A 15043-nucleotide genomic window follows, 5' to 3' on the forward strand; every position below is an offset into this window, starting at 1 on the left:
TTTGTGATAATTATCACATGTCTAAAAATGAAGTTTAGTAAATTTGTAAAACAAATACATAAAGAATGAAAATAGAACAATTATATACAGGCTGTTTAGCACAAGGTGCTTATTATATTGAATCTGAAGGTGAGGTTGCTATCATTGATCCTCTTAGAGAGATACAGCAATATATTGATAAGGCAAAAGACAGTAATGCGAAAATTAAATATATTTTAGAAACACACTTTCATGCCGATTTTGTTTCTGGTCATGTAGATTTAGCGAAAGAAACTGGTGCTACTATCGTATTTGGTCCTGGAGCAACGACCGAATATGACATTCATACAGCTAAGGATGGTGAAGAATTAAAATTAGGTAATGTGACCATTAAAGTGTTACACACACCAGGACATACCTTAGAATCTGCGACGTACTTATTAATTGATGAAGATGGAAAAGATCACGCTATTTTTTCTGGTGACACGTTGTTTTTAGGTGATGTTGGACGGCCAGATTTAGCTATTAAGTCAGACTTAACTAAGGAAGATTTAGCGGCCATGTTATTCGATTCGCTTCGAAATAAAATTATGCCCCTTGCAGATGACGTTATCGTTTATCCTGCTCATGGTGCAGGTTCTGCTTGTGGAAAAAACCTCAGCAAAGAAACGGTTGGTGTTTTAGGCGAACAGAAAAAAACAAACTATGCACTGAGAGAAGATATGACTAAAGCTGAATTTGTAAAAGAAGTTTTAGATGGTATCGCTCCACCTCCACAGTATTTTGCAAAAAACGCCATGATGAACAAAATGGGGTATGATGCTTTTGATACTGTTTTAAAAACTGGTAATGTTGCGCTCAATCCTGAGGCTTTTGAAGCTATGGCAAATCATGAGTCGGCTTTGGTTTTAGATGTTAGAACGCAAGCCGATTTTATAAAAGGCCACATTCCTAATTCTATTTTTATTGGATTGAATGGAGGGTTTGCACCTTGGGTCGGAGCTTTAATTAAAGATATAAAGCAACCGATTGTTTTAGTCGTTCCTGAAGGTAAATCTGAAGAAGCTGTTACAAGACTTTCTCGTGTTGGTTATGATAACACCTTAGGCTATCTTGAAGGTGGATTAGAAGCATGGAGAAAAGCAGGTAAAGATGTTGAAACATTAGATTCTATTTCGGCTGAAGAACTTGCCAAAAGAGCAAACGAAAACTCTGTTAATATTTTAGATGTTCGTAAGGATGGTGAATACTTATCATCTCATATTGTCGATGCGCAACACTTATCATTAGACTTTATCAATGAAAAGATGAGCGAAGTAAGCAAGGACAAAACCTATTATGTGCATTGCGCAGGTGGTTACCGTTCTGTGATTGCTGCATCCATATTAAAAGCTAGAGGTTATGACAAACTTATTGATGTTGCTGGTGGATTTGGAGCTATTCAAAACACGGACTTAAAGACAACCGATTTTGTTTGTCCTACTACGTTATAAACTTAAGGATTTCCAAAAACACACTTAAAATGTGGTGGTTATGCAAACACTATCATCATCTAATTATCTAAATTACATGGTGTTTCTGACGTTAAAGTTGATAACGATACCGACGAAGTAAGTTTTAAGTCATCATCAGATAACAGATTTAAAGCTGTGAAAAATAAATTATTGCAATTAGGCTATCCAGCTAATGGAGAGGCATACGCATTACCTAAAAAGGCAATATTTTTTGTGAGTTTTGCTGTTGGCAGAATGACGATGAAAGCACCTATTGTCATTCCGGTGAGACACGAAGGGCAACCTTTAATTTATAAGATTTCTTGTCACGTTTCGGGTAACTACCAGAATCGCGTTGTTGATATGAGAATATGAATATAACCGTCTATAAAAATAAAAAATCCCACGCATTGTGGGATTTTTATTTAAACTATTTCAGCACTAAGTCCGGCTTGTAAAAGCTTGGAACACCGTGGCTCTAAATCTTCGTATGGCCCCGTTTTAACCGTACACTTTCCTTTATAATGTACTAATAAGGCACATTGCTCTGCTTGTTCTGGCATGTGGTCGCAAGCATAAATAAGTGTATTTATAACATGGTCAAAAGTATTGACCTCGTCATTAAATAATACTATTTCGTTTTGCTTTAAATCTTCTTCTTGCAGAAGTAGTTCTTCTGAATATTTTTCTTTAGTCATAGTAGATATCTTTTTAAGCAATTCTTATGCGCTTAGTCTGACAGACTCTATTTTAATTACTACTAATTTATAAATTTTAATGAAACCCACTGCCCTTTTTGGAGAGTTTCCTCTAATTTTAACATCTGTTTATTGCATTCTGCTTCAATTATTGGAATATCCTGTTCGTAAAAACCACTTAAAAACAGTGACCCATTTTCATTTAAACACTTAGCATATTCTGAGATATCAGCCAACAATATGTTTCTATTGATGTTTGCTATAATAGTATCGTATTTTTTACCTTTTAACAATTTAACATCACCTTCATAAACCGAAATATGCTTACAATCATTTCGTTCTACATTCTCTATACTATTTAAATAACACCAGTTATCTATATCAATAGCATCAAGTTTACGAGCACCAACCTGCTCTGCCAAAATTGCTAAAACACCTGTTCCGCAACCCATATCTAAAACAGTTTTACCTTTAAAATCATTTTTTAGAATATGTTGAATCATCATGTGTGTCGTTTCATGATGACCTGTTCCAAAACTCATTTTAGGCTCAATAACCAAATCGAACTTAGTATCTGGTTTCTCATGAAAAGGAGCACGTACGGAAACCACATCATCAACGACAATAGGATTAAAATTTTTCTCCCATTCTTCATTCCAATTGGTTTGCTCTATGTCTTCAAACGTGTATGAAATCTCAAATTCGTCTGAATTTAAAATATAAATATCATCTAGAATGTTTTCATTCCATTCGTCTTTTTGAATATAAGCTATTACACCTTGTTCATTTTCAACAAAACTTTCAAAACCTGCGTATCCTAATTCAGCAATTAAAATCTCAACAGCTGGCTGTAAGGGTTTTACACAAAAGGTATAGCCAATATATATTTCAGACATTTAATATTTTTTTTGCAAATTTACTAATCCTTAATTTAGTTACTATTATTTTTGCATTAAAATAACATTTACATGAACAAGTATATTATAGGCATTCTATTTTTAGCGTTATCTCAAATAGCTATTGCTCAAGACAATAACGACATTAAATTATCTGCATTACCTTATTACAGTTATGGTAAAGGTTTGGGTATTACATCACCAGACAGTATTTTTAAGCTAAACATTCGCTTTAGAATGCAAAACAGATTAACCTATTTAAACAATGATGAGGAAGATGACGGCTACGAAGCTATGATAAGACGTATGCGCTTACGTTTTGATGGTTATGTCGGTGATCCTAGTATTATTTATGTTGTTCAATTATCGTTTTCACCAAATGATGTTGGTGCTATTGAAGATGGAGACAACCTTAACATTATTAGAGATGCTATCGTCTTTTACAGACCTAATGAACATTGGAACATTGGTTTCGGGCAAACCAAACTCCCTGGAAATAGGCAACGTATAAACTCATCTGGTGCTTTACAACTCACCGATCGCTCTATAAACAATGCACGCTTTAATATTGATAGAGATTTTGGATTACAAGTCTATTATTTAAATGAGCTTGAAGACAAGTTATCATACAACATAAAAACAGCCATTAGTACAGGTGAAGGTAGAAATTGGACGAAAGAACCCGATAACGGATTAGCATTTACTGGTCGATTAGAACTTTTTCCTTTTGGATCTTTTAAAAGTAATGGAACATTATTTGAAGGGGATTTAAAACGAGAAGACACCCCAAAATTAATGCTATCTGGTGTTTACCATTACAATAACAATGCGCGACGAACACGTGGAACAATTGGTGAGGACTTATTTGAAAAACGCGATATGCAATCTGTATTATTAGATGCTATAGTAAAATATAATGGTTGGGCATTTCAAACGGCTTATATGAATAGAATTTCTGATGATCCTATTACTGTAAATCCAGATGACATGTCAGAATCTAGATATGTCTTTACTGGTAGTGGTTTTGACACCCAATTAAGTTATATGTTTTTAAGTAATTACGAGCTAGTAGGACGGTATTCTTACCAAGAACCTCATAAAGATATAGAAGCTTTAACACCACAAACTAATCAGTATAGTCTTGGTGTCACCAAATACATTTGGGAACACGCTTTAAAATTACAAGCTGAAATTACAAATAGTGAATATTCTTATATAGATTCTAGCACATCTAATGATTGGTATTTACGTTTTCAGATTGAGATAGGGATATAACAACCTTTATTGAGTTAACGAGATGTTAGACACTAAAAAAGTCCTTAAGCAATTGCTATTAAACAATTGTTTAAGGACTTTTTTTATGCCTGAATAAAATTAAGGTTTTAGAATGCGTTTACAATCGCATAAAAATCTTCTGCTTTTAAGGCAGCTCCACCAATTAATCCACCATCAACATCTGGCTTACCAAATATCTCTTTGGCGTTTCCTGGTTTTACACTTCCACCATATAATATTGAAACAGAATCAGCCACATCGTTTCCATACTTGTTTGCTAATGTTTTTCTGATAAAGGCATGCATATCTTGTGCTTGTTCAGGACTTGCCGTTTCACCTGTTCCGATAGCCCAAACTGGTTCGTAAGCCAAAACGATACTTTTAAAAGCGTCGGCTTCTAAATGAAAAAGTGCGTTTTTAATTTGCCCTTCAACAACAGACTCATGGTTTTCAGCTTTTCTATCTACTAATTCTTCACCAAAACAAAAGATAGTTCGCATATTATTAGCTAAAGCAGCATCTACTTTCTTAGCCAAAGATTCATCCGTTTCGTTAAAATAAGCACGACGTTCACTATGACCTAAAATAACAGTTTTAATACCTATACTTTTTAACATGCTTGCGCTAATCTCACCTGTATAAGCTCCATTTTCTGCAAAGTGCATATTTTGAGCAATAACCTCTACAGACTCTTGTCTTAAAGATTCAAACGCCTGCCATAAGTTGGTAAACGTTGGTGCAATCATCACCTCAGCATCTGATGTTTGGTTTTGCTTTAATAAATCTGCTATTAAAAGCTCCGTTTGAGGTAAATCGTTATTCATTTTCCAGTTTCCGGCTACGATATGTTTTCTCATAATATAAGTATATTGAATTTTTAATTTTAGTACACAAAAATAACATAATAAAGGTGAAAGTAAATTGACTACAGTAAGTATTTCGTTATGATAGCTTCACCTTAGGATCTAACCACGCGTAAATTACATCTACCAAAATATTAATTGTAATGAATATTATAGCAATGACTAATACAGCTCCCATAATTACGGGCAAGTCTAATGTATTAAGTGCGTTTACAATTTCTTTCCCTAGTCCATTCCAACCAAAAATGTATTCTACAAATACGGCTCCGGCTAACATAGAGGCAAACCAACCAGAAATAGCTGTAACCACAGGATTCAATGCATTTTTTACAGCATGATTTTTAATGACCTTAAACTCGCTCAATCCTTTGGCTCTTGCTGTTCTTATATAATCTTGATTTAACACTTCTAAAAGTGAATTTCGCATTAACTGAATTACAACTGCTAATGGCCTAATGCCAAGTACGATTGCTGGTAGGATTAAGTTTTTCCATTGAATGCTCATTTTTTCACCAAAATCATCGAGTTCATATAAACTACCTGTCATTTCTAAATTGGTGTATTTATGTAACACAAAACCAAATAGCCAAGCAAATAAAATAGCACTAAAAAACGATGGCACACTCATACCAAACGTACTTAGTACCTGAATGGTTTTATCTATCCAAGTATCTTTATACAATGCTGAAATAATTCCGAAAACAACACCTAAAATAATCGCAATGATAATAGCAGAAAGAGCTAAAACAAATGTATTGGGAATGGTCTCACCAATAATCTGACTGACCTTTTTTCCTTGTTTCGCAAAGGATTCTCTTAAATATGGAAACTTTAATACGACAGCTATTTTGTCTGTTGAAAAAAGTTTAGAATACGTGTATTTATTTATTCCTAACGACGTATAATGACCTGTTGTTCTTGTAGAGTGAAATGAAATTGGCGATAAATCGTTCAGGTAGTATAAAAACTGGGTTCCTATTGGTTTATCAAATCCATATTTCTTTTTTACAGCAATAACTTGCTCTTCTGATTGGTTTTGCCCTAACATCATTTTTGCAGGATCACCAAGTTTATTAAACAAAAAGAAAATGACAGTTATAACACCTAATAAAGTGATGAAAGCGTAACCTATTTTGTTAAATAAATATCGTATCAAAAAAGTTAGTTATTATAATTTTCAAATTCAGATTAAATAATTTTATCTGTAAAATGAGACAGCAGACTCAACATGTCAACTACAATTCAATATCGTCTAAGTCATTCCAATGTGCTTTCTGCGTTACAGTACCTGTGTTTAACACTATTACGCCAGGATTCGCACGCACGATGGTTTTAACCACCTTTTCATCACATAAATAAATATCAAAATTTAAGTTATAATCTGCTTTAATTTGAGCTTTATCTGCAGGTCCTGAAGAAGACAAACCTATTACAGTGTATCCTTTTTTAATGGCTTCGTCAGTGAAGGGTTTTAACTTCGCCATACCTTCGGCTTCACCTTTGGTTACATTATACATAGTAATCATCACTAACTTTTCTTTCCCTAAGAAATAATCGGTTAAGTTTTCGTCTTCAGATTCAATTGATAAATCTTGAATTGCAGGTGTATAACCTTCGTCAATAGTTTTGGTTTCTACACCAATAAACTCACCATCAACAGTTGGATAACTTCCATTAGTCACAATTTCTTGTTCTTCGCCATCAACATTAAAAGTCCAAGTATATTCCAAAATTGGTTTTTGAGCATCTTCAGGTGTTTCCATTTGCTCTGGTAAATTTTTGCCAATGGCATACGCTCTAAAATCAATAGACGGTAAATGCATTAACACATGGTATCCAAACCAAAGCGATGCAATAAAACTCAACAGCGCAATTACTGTTGTTGGTAATTTTGAAAAAATAGGCTTAATGTGTTTAACACCAATGAACAAAATTAAAGTCAGCACCAATAAGACGACATCTTTTGTAAAACTCTCCCAAGGTGTAAGTTTTAAGGCATCACCAAAGCAACCACAGTCTTTTACTTTATCGAAATACGCCGAATAAAATGTAAGGAATGTAAAAAAGATAATCATTAATAATAAGCTCCAAACTGTGAATTTTGGTTTATAACCAATTAATAAGAACACACCTAAGACCACTTCAAACACCACAACAATCACTGAAATACCAAGTGCATACGGAATTAGAAATTCGATATTTAAAACATCAGAACCAAAGTACTCTTCAAGTTTGTACGAAAAGCCTAATGGGTCATTCAATTTAATGAATCCTGAGATGATGAATAATATTCCTGTAAAAATTCGACTAAGTTGTACTATGTATTTCATAATTTCTTTTTATTCCTGCAAAGCAGAAACCTACTTTAAGGTTGTTTATATTTAACTGGATTCCTGCCTTCTCAGGAATGACAAATTAATTAGCTTCGTTTAAGTGAATTAAAGCAAAAATCGCATAGTTAATCATGTCTTGGTAATTGGCATCAATCCCTTCGCTAACAATTGTTTTACCTGCGTTATCTTCAATCTGCTTAACGCGTAGTAATTTCTGTAAAATTAAATCGGTCAAGGAGCTTACACGCATATCTCTCCAAGCTTCACCATAATCGTGATTCTTATTGAGCATTAATTGTTTTGTGAGTGCCGTTTTTTCATCATAAAGTTTCGCAGCCTCTTCAGTATTTAAATCGGGTTGTTCTACAACGCCTTTTTCTAACTGAATCAACGCCATTATACAATAATTAATAATACCTATAAACTCACTTACTTCACCTTCATCTACTTTTCTAACGGCATTTTGCTGCAAACCTCTTATGCGTTGTGCTTTTATAAAAATCTGATCGGTTAATGATGGCAATCTTAAAATACGCCATGCACTACCATAATCACTCATTTTATTGACAAAAAGCGCTCTACATTTTGCGATAATAGTATCGTATTGTTTTGAAGTATCTTGCATCTATTAAAAAATATTTTCTTGTAAGGTATTACTTAAGTATTTGCGTTTCCAAATAAATAGCATAACGAATCACTAGAAATTTACAAATCGCGATTATCGCGTAAATTTCCGTAAATTTCGGACAAATAGTTAAGAGTTCAAAGTTCTGCGATCTAAATTCAAAGTTTTTAAGAATTTAGTTCAACTTTGAATTTTAAATTTTGAATCTTAAACGAAGAAATGACTATAAATTGCAAAGGCCAACTTATCGATTTATCCACTCCAAAAGTGATGGGAATTTTGAATATCACTCCAGATTCGTTTTTTGATGGTGGAAAATACAAGAACGACTCTGAGGTTTTGACCCAAGTTGAAACTATGCTGAACGCTGGAGCAACTTTTATTGATATTGGTGGTTATAGTTCTAGACCACATGCAGATGATGTTAGTAAAGAAGAAGAATTAAAACGTGTACTTCCAATAATTGAATTAATTCTGAAACATTTTCCTGAAGCATTAATTTCTATAGACACGTTTAGAAGTGACGTCGCCAAACGAAGTATTGAAACTGGTGCTGCATTAATTAATGATATTTCTGCAGGACAGCTCGATGATAACATGCTGTCTACCGTTGGAAAATTAGGAGTTCCTTATATTATGATGCACATGAGAGGAAACCCGAAAAACATGCAACAACAAACAGATTATAAAGACTTAACCAAAGAAGTCATCGCCTATTTTGCGGAACGTATCGCAGCTGCACACCAAGACAAAATAAATGATATTATTATAGATCCTGGATTCGGGTTTGCAAAATCTAGAACACAAAATTTTGAATTATTAAATCAAATGGAATTACTTCAACTAATAGACAAACCTCTTTTAGCTGGAGTATCAAGAAAATCCATGATTTACAAAACATTAAATTCAACCGCTGAAGACGCACTGAATGGAACAACGGCTTTGCACATGGTTGCTTTACAGAAAGGTGCCAAAATTTTACGTGTGCATGATGTGAAGGAAGCTATGGAATGTGTCACCCTTTTTAATCAGCTAAACAAGTCTTAACCTAAGGTCTAGAAGGTTTTCATAACCTTGAAGGTCTGTCTGAAATAAAAAATAGAATCTTAAATTATTACAAAAAAAATGCGCTACATCTATTTACTTACTATTCTTTTACTGTTCAGTTGCAACAACGAACGCACCTTATTACTTCCTGAAATTGAAAATGCGACAGTCACGGAAGTTTTAGACGTTTCGCCTGCATATATATTTTATGATGAAACAGAACCAGATTCTACGTTATTAAATCGAAAAAACTTAATTAGCACTACCAATTGGTTAGTGAATGTGGATAAGCGCTTAACATTAAAACAAGCCATTCCTAAAATTATAATGATGCAAGAAAAAAAGCGTAACGCTAAAATGCATAAAAATGAGGATGCTAAAAATTATTTTACTTGTAATGATACTAGTATTCAGAATTTAGGATTTTTGGAGTTTACGGATGTTTACTATTTTATTGAAGACTATCCTGTTTTAAATGATGCGAATTTTTGCTATGTAACCATAGAAAGTCTAAAAGATGTCCATATAAGTACTTCTGTTGATATTAATTTTGAATTTTCAAAAGAAAACTTTAAGTCTTCATTAAACGAAATTTATAAAGAGTATGACAACACGGTGAAATTTGTTCTAATTTTCAATGAATCTATGACTTTTCAAGATTATATAACTGTAAAAAAGGAACTTGCATCGTTTGGTCAACTTATTTCAAACAAAGAATACATAAACTAACGAGAAGACTCAATTAAGTTTGATTTCGACTACATTCAACCAATATAAAAAACCTGCAAGGTCTAGTAAAAAAGAATTATTGACTACCTTTTTCTTCACTACTAAACATAAATTCTTAAATTAGCAGAAACACCTACCTTTTGGAAAACTTACAACTTTGGGATTTTAGATTTATAGATTTTGTGGATGTCTTCCTCGTGGCTATCCTACTCTACTACATTTACAAACTTGTAAAAGGAACCGTTGCCATCAATATTTTTATTGGTATTCTTATTATCTATTTTGCTTGGCGATTAACCGACTACCTCAACATGTACATGCTCTATAGCATTTTTGATGGTTTTATGAAAGTTGGAATTATTGCACTAATCGTGGTGTTTCAACCTGAGATTAGAAAGTTTCTGTTAATGGTTGGCTCTACTAATATTGGAGGCAAACGTAATCTTTTTAAAAATTTTAAATTCCTTAAAAACGACGATCAAACCACAACAGATGTTGATGCCATTATTAATGCTTGTAACAAAATGGGAGCTTCAAATACAGGAGCTTTAATTGTACTTGAACGTAACAATAACTTAGACTTTCTAACCAATACAGGAGACGAAATGAATATCTTAGTCTCGCAACCTATAATAGAAAGTATCTTTTTTAAAAACAGCCCATTACACGATGGAGCTATTATAATAGACAACAATGTTGTAAAAGCGACACGTGTTATTCTTCCTGTTAACAACGAAAAACACATACCAGAGCGTTTTGGCTTACGCCATAGAGCTGCCATTGGTATTACCGAAAAAACAGATGCGATTGCACTTTGTGTAAGTGAAGAAACAGGTCAGATTTCATATATAAAAAATGGTGAATTTGTAATCTTTAAAAACACTAGCGAATTAACTCAAAAAATTAAAGAAGATTTAGGCTAGTGAGATGTAAAAACTGCGATAACAGCCTTAAAGACACACAAAAATTTTGTGATGAATGTGGTGCAAAAATAATTAATAATCGACTTCAGCCTAAAATAATTGCACAACAAGTTAATGAACAGTTTATTTCGATTGACAATAAATTTTTTCGCACTTTCTTTGATCTATTTAAACAACCTGAATCTGTAATTGTTGGTTACATTAATGGTACACGAAAAAAATATATTGATGTTCTTCAGTATTTTGCAATTTCTTTAACTCTTGCTGGTATTCAGGTATTTTTAATAACTACATTTTTTAAAGACGCATTAGATTTTACGCCAGGTTTTATCAATCCAGAAAAAGACATTAATCCTTTACCAGGTTTTAATTCAGACTTGTTCACAAAATATCAAGGTTTAATATATATTTTAGGTGTTCCTGTATCTGCGTTAGCAACATGGCTTGTATATCTTATTTTAGGCGATAGACGTTTTAATTTCACAGAACATTTAGTCTTAAACCTATATTACTCCGCTCAAATCATCATAATAACTGCGGTCTTAAGCATATTATTCTTAGTGACAGGTATGAATTATCTAATTGTATCTAGTCTTCTTGGCTTACCTACCTTCATCTATTTGGCTTTCATATTAAAAAAAGTATTTAATGAAGATTTCTGGAGTACTTTCGCCAAGTTTTTAATGGTAATGTTCGTATACGTGGTTATCTATTTTATTGCAATAATGTTACTCTTTTTAATATTATATCTAAGTGGCAATTTCAAAATATAAGAATGAATTGTAAAAACTGCCATACGCAACTTGAAGAACAAGATGACTACTGTTAACGTTGTTGTGGCATTACTATACAAAGATTCTGCCTTTATGCAAAACATTTTTGAAGTTCAAAAAAGCTTCGATAGAACACGCTAAATAATCAATAGATTAAACCGCCTCAGCCTTCAGAAACTGGACTTCATATAGTTTTTTGTAATATCCCGATTCTTTTTCTAAAAGGGTTTTGTGTGTCCCAATTTCAACAATTTCACCAGCATCCATAACAATAATTTTATCGGCCTGTTGTATCGTTGCCAATCGGTGTGCAATTACAATTGAAGTTCTGCCTTTTGTTATTTTATCGGTGGCATCTTGTATTAATTGTTCGGAATGCGAATCTACAGAAGAGGTCGCTTCATCTAAAATTAAAATACTAGGATTGGTTACATATGCTCTTAAAAACGAAATTAATTGACGCTGACCAGAAGATAACATGACACCACGTTCTTTCACATTGTATTGATAGCCATTTGGAAGACTTGAAATAAAATCATGTATTCCAATAGCCTTTGCCGCATTTACCACATCGTCTTCGGTAATATCCTCGCTATTTAGGGTAATATTATTAAGAATAGTATCTGCAAACAAAAACACATCTTGTAATACAACCGCAATCTGACTTCTAAGCGAACTAATCGTCATATCCTTAATATCAGTATCATCAATTTTAATGGTTCCTGAATTAATATCGTAAAAACGATTTAATAAATTAATGATGGTCGATTTTCCAGCTCCAGTTGCACCAACTATGGCAACCGTCTCACCTGCTTCAACATTAAACGAAATTCCTTTTAATACTTCTTCATCTTTAATATAAGCGAATCGAACAGCTTCAAATGCAATTGTGCCTTTAAAGTGATTGGCTTCAATAGTACCAGAATCATCAATATTAGAGCTTGTATCTAGCACTTTAAAAACACGATCTGCAGCAACCATTCCCATTTGAAGGGTATTAAACTTATTCGCTACTTGATTTAAAGGTCTAAATAACATAGGAATAAACATGGTGAAAGAAATTAACTCGCCTAAGGTGGTTCCTCCACTTCCTGAAATGGCATCAAAGCCACCAACCAAAATTACCATGGCCATGGTTAAAGAGGCTAAAAATTCAGCAATAGGAAAGAAAATAGAATTATACCAAACCGTTTTTAACCATCCTTTTTTATGACGTTCATTAATGGCTTTAAACTTTTTATACTCTACATCTTCTCGTGTAAATAATTGTAGAATTTTCATGCCTGTGACACGTTCTTGCACAAAGGAATTTAAGTTTGAAACTTCGGTACGTACATCTTCAAAAGCAATTTTCATATACTTCTGAAAAATTTTAGTAGCAAACAAAACTATTGGCATGGTCGTAAAAACAATAAGACTTAACTTTAAGTTTATAAAAGACATAAAACCAGCAACGACCAACATTTTTAACACATCACTAAAAATCATAAAGAGTCCTTGTCCAAATATATCAGCAATACGCTCCATATCTGTAACGGCTCTTGTGATTAAAACACCTACAGATGATTTATCAAAATAGGTCATTTTAAATTTAAGCATGTGCTTAAATAATTTAACTCTAATATCTCTAACCACAGATTGTCCTAACCAACTCGCATAATAAATAAAGAGCAATTGCGAAACGACTTCTAACACCAATAAGGCTAACATTATGAGCATATAAACCACAAACCCATTGTACTCCTTATTAGCTATTTTAACATCTATAGCCTCCTTTAATACATACGGTCTAAAAGCACCAAAAAGTGCCAAGCCAATTACGCATATTAATGACACTATAAAAACCGTTCGATACGGTTTTATGTACTGCAATAATCGTTTAAACAACGAAACATCAAATATTTTTTTACCTTTTTCTGCCATCTTATGCCGAACTATTTTCGGTATCTACTTTCCGTAAAAACGGAAATCACTTTAATAATTTTTTATACTTTCAGGGTACACAATTTTCACTAAATACAAGCCGTGTGCTGGTACTGAAAATCCAGCTTCACTCCTACTCTTTGAAGCAATAACTGCGTGTAATTCTTCAGCTTTCATTTTTCCTAAACCAATATTCACCATAGTGCCAACAATCGCTCTAACCATATTTCTTAGAAATCGGTCGGCTGTGATTGTAAAGACAAGTTGGTCATTAATTTTTGTCCAATGCGCTTCTTTTATTTCACAATTATACGTTTTTACGTCTGTATTTGTCTTAGAAAAGCATTGAAAATCTTTATACTGAAATAAGATCTTACAAGCTTCATTCATCGCATCTATATCTAAAGGCAATTGTATTTGGTATGCAAAATCGTAGTTAAATACATTTTTAGACGTAGAAATTTTATAGTGATACGTTCTACTCGTTGCGTAAAACCTAGCATGTACTTCTGGTTTAACTTCAAATACAGCACTTACCGCAATATCTTTTGGTAAAAACGAATTGAGTTTAAAAACGATATCTATGGACTTAAAATCACCTTCATAATCAAAATGCGCAAACATTTGTGAGGCATGCACACCTGAATCTGTTCTACCTGCACCCATAATTGAGATGTCGGTTTTCAAAATGGTAGACAATGCTTTTTCTAATACTTCTTGTACCGAAATAGCGTTAGGTTGATTTTGCCAACCATGATAGGCTTTACCATTATATGAAAGTTCAATGAAAAATCGCAATAGAAATCTTACTTTTGTTAAAGTGCAAAGTTACTCTATTCCTGTGAACGCAGGAATCTCATTAACGTATTATTTAGAATCGAAAAAGCAATAGTAATACTTACTTGAAACGTAATTTCGAATTAAATCAAACATTTTCTTGAAAAAAATACTCCTTTTATCAGACACACATAGTTACATAGACGATGCCATTTTAAAACATGTTAAACAAGCAGATGAAGTGTGGCATGCAGGTGATATTGGTGATTTAAATGTTACTGATAGCATAAAAAAACTTAAACCATTAAAAGCAGTGTATGGCAATATTGACGATACCAAAGTACGTGTAGAATTTCCGCTTCATAACAGATTTATGTGTGAAGACGTCAATGTTTGGATTACACATATTGGTGGTTATCCTCCTAAATATAATAACAAGGTACGAGACGCATTACTTAACAATCCGCCAGATATTTTTATTACTGGCCATTCTCATATATTAAAAGTAATGCCAGATAAAAAGCTAAATTTACTACACATGAATCCTGGCGCAGTAGGCAAACATGGCTTTCATAACGTAAGAACCATGTTACGGTTTAAGATTGATGGAAAACAAATAAAAGACTTAGAAGTTATAGAGTTTGAAAAGCGTTAAATAAAAATAAAAAAAACCCAAACGGCAGCGTTTGGGTTTTTCACACTAATACTA

Annotated in this window: 16 protein-coding genes; 8 read left to right on the forward strand and 8 right to left on the reverse strand. The window is 33.1% G+C overall.

Features of this window, described 5'->3' with window-relative positions:
- Nucleotides 1-65 precede the first annotated feature (65 nt).
- Nucleotides 66-1472 (forward strand): MBL fold metallo-hydrolase, encoded by a 1407-nt coding sequence (locus K1X16_RS02785; RefSeq protein WP_225034967.1) that lies wholly within the window; start codon nucleotides 66-68, stop codon nucleotides 1470-1472.
- 171 nt (nucleotides 1473-1643) lie between these two features.
- Nucleotides 1644-1847 carry a hypothetical protein gene (locus tag K1X16_RS02790; protein WP_225034968.1) on the forward strand — a complete coding sequence of 68 codons (204 nt, stop codon included), beginning with the start codon at nucleotides 1644-1646 and terminating at the stop codon, nucleotides 1845-1847.
- Nucleotides 1848-1897: 50 nt separating this feature from the next.
- Here K1X16_RS02790 and K1X16_RS02795 read toward each other — a convergent pair whose 3' ends face one another.
- Nucleotides 1898-2170 (reverse strand): ATP-dependent Clp protease adaptor ClpS, encoded by a 273-nt coding sequence (locus K1X16_RS02795; RefSeq protein WP_195869632.1) that lies wholly within the window; start codon nucleotides 2168-2170, stop codon nucleotides 1898-1900.
- 62 nt (nucleotides 2171-2232) lie between these two features.
- The gene (gene prmA / locus K1X16_RS02800) at nucleotides 2233-3066 is read right to left on the reverse strand and encodes a 50S ribosomal protein L11 methyltransferase (RefSeq protein WP_195869633.1); all 834 of its coding nucleotides are present in this window, start codon (nucleotides 3064-3066) and stop codon (nucleotides 2233-2235) included.
- 72 nt (nucleotides 3067-3138) lie between these two features.
- On the opposite strand from prmA, the gene K1X16_RS02805 reads away from it, so the two are divergent.
- Nucleotides 3139-4341 carry a porin gene (locus K1X16_RS02805; protein WP_225034969.1) on the forward strand — a complete coding sequence of 401 codons (1203 nt, stop codon included), beginning with the start codon at nucleotides 3139-3141 and terminating at the stop codon, nucleotides 4339-4341.
- 107 nt (nucleotides 4342-4448) lie between these two features.
- On the opposite strand, the gene tpiA is transcribed toward K1X16_RS02805, so the two are convergent.
- The 4 genes from tpiA to K1X16_RS02825 form a co-directional block, all read right to left on the reverse strand.
- Nucleotides 4449-5198: a triose-phosphate isomerase gene (gene tpiA / locus K1X16_RS02810; protein WP_225034970.1), complete on the reverse strand. Its 750-nt coding sequence runs from the start codon at nucleotides 5196-5198 to the stop codon at nucleotides 4449-4451.
- 85 nt (nucleotides 5199-5283) lie between these two features.
- Complete coding sequence (locus tag K1X16_RS02815) at nucleotides 5284-6360, reverse strand: ABC transporter permease (protein ID WP_195869636.1); 1077 nt, start codon at nucleotides 6358-6360, stop codon at nucleotides 5284-5286.
- Nucleotides 6361-6439: 79 nt separating this feature from the next.
- Nucleotides 6440-7534 carry a BT_3928 family protein gene (locus K1X16_RS02820; protein WP_225034971.1) on the reverse strand — a complete coding sequence of 365 codons (1095 nt, stop codon included), beginning with the start codon at nucleotides 7532-7534 and terminating at the stop codon, nucleotides 6440-6442.
- An 85-nt stretch (nucleotides 7535-7619) separates the two neighbouring features.
- A complete protein-coding gene (locus tag K1X16_RS02825; RefSeq protein WP_195869638.1) occupies nucleotides 7620-8162 on the reverse strand; it encodes a DUF1599 domain-containing protein in 543 nt (180 codons plus the stop codon).
- A 219-nt stretch (nucleotides 8163-8381) separates the two neighbouring features.
- On the opposite strand from K1X16_RS02825, the gene folP reads away from it, so the two are divergent.
- The 4 genes from folP to K1X16_RS02845 all read left to right on the forward strand — a co-directional run bounded on the left by folP (nucleotide 8382) and on the right by K1X16_RS02845 (nucleotide 11634).
- Nucleotides 8382-9209 carry a dihydropteroate synthase gene (folP, locus tag K1X16_RS02830; protein ID WP_225034972.1) on the forward strand — a complete coding sequence of 276 codons (828 nt, stop codon included), beginning with the start codon at nucleotides 8382-8384 and terminating at the stop codon, nucleotides 9207-9209.
- Nucleotides 9210-9287: 78 nt separating this feature from the next.
- Entirely contained in the window at nucleotides 9288-9938 is a 651-nt protein-coding gene (locus K1X16_RS02835) for a hypothetical protein (protein WP_225034973.1), read from the forward strand.
- Nucleotides 9939-10078: 140 nt separating this feature from the next.
- Nucleotides 10079-10861: a diadenylate cyclase CdaA gene (gene cdaA, locus K1X16_RS02840; RefSeq protein ID WP_195869641.1), complete on the forward strand. Its 783-nt coding sequence runs from the start codon at nucleotides 10079-10081 to the stop codon at nucleotides 10859-10861.
- Nucleotides 10861-11634, forward strand: a complete 774-nt coding sequence (locus K1X16_RS02845; protein WP_225034974.1) for a DUF3667 domain-containing protein — start codon at nucleotides 10861-10863, stop codon at nucleotides 11632-11634. Before cdaA ends, K1X16_RS02845 begins: the two co-directional genes overlap by 1 nt.
- A gap of 153 nt (nucleotides 11635-11787) precedes the next feature.
- On the opposite strand, the gene K1X16_RS02850 is transcribed toward K1X16_RS02845, so the two are convergent.
- A complete protein-coding gene (locus K1X16_RS02850; RefSeq protein ID WP_225034975.1) occupies nucleotides 11788-13557 on the reverse strand; it encodes an ABC transporter ATP-binding protein in 1770 nt (589 codons plus the stop codon).
- Nucleotides 13558-13608: 51 nt separating this feature from the next.
- Entirely contained in the window at nucleotides 13609-14355 is a 747-nt protein-coding gene (truA, locus tag K1X16_RS02855) for a tRNA pseudouridine(38-40) synthase TruA (RefSeq protein WP_225034976.1), read from the reverse strand.
- Between the two features lie 139 nt (nucleotides 14356-14494).
- Between truA and K1X16_RS02860 the strand changes: the two genes are divergently transcribed.
- Nucleotides 14495-14989: a metallophosphoesterase family protein gene (locus K1X16_RS02860; protein ID WP_225034977.1), complete on the forward strand. Its 495-nt coding sequence runs from the start codon at nucleotides 14495-14497 to the stop codon at nucleotides 14987-14989.
- The last annotated feature ends 54 nt before the right edge of the window (nucleotides 14990-15043 follow it).

It is taken from the genome of Winogradskyella sp. SM1960 (assembly GCF_020179375.1).
GTDB classification, from domain to species: Bacteria; Bacteroidota; Bacteroidia; order Flavobacteriales; family Flavobacteriaceae; genus Winogradskyella; species Winogradskyella marina.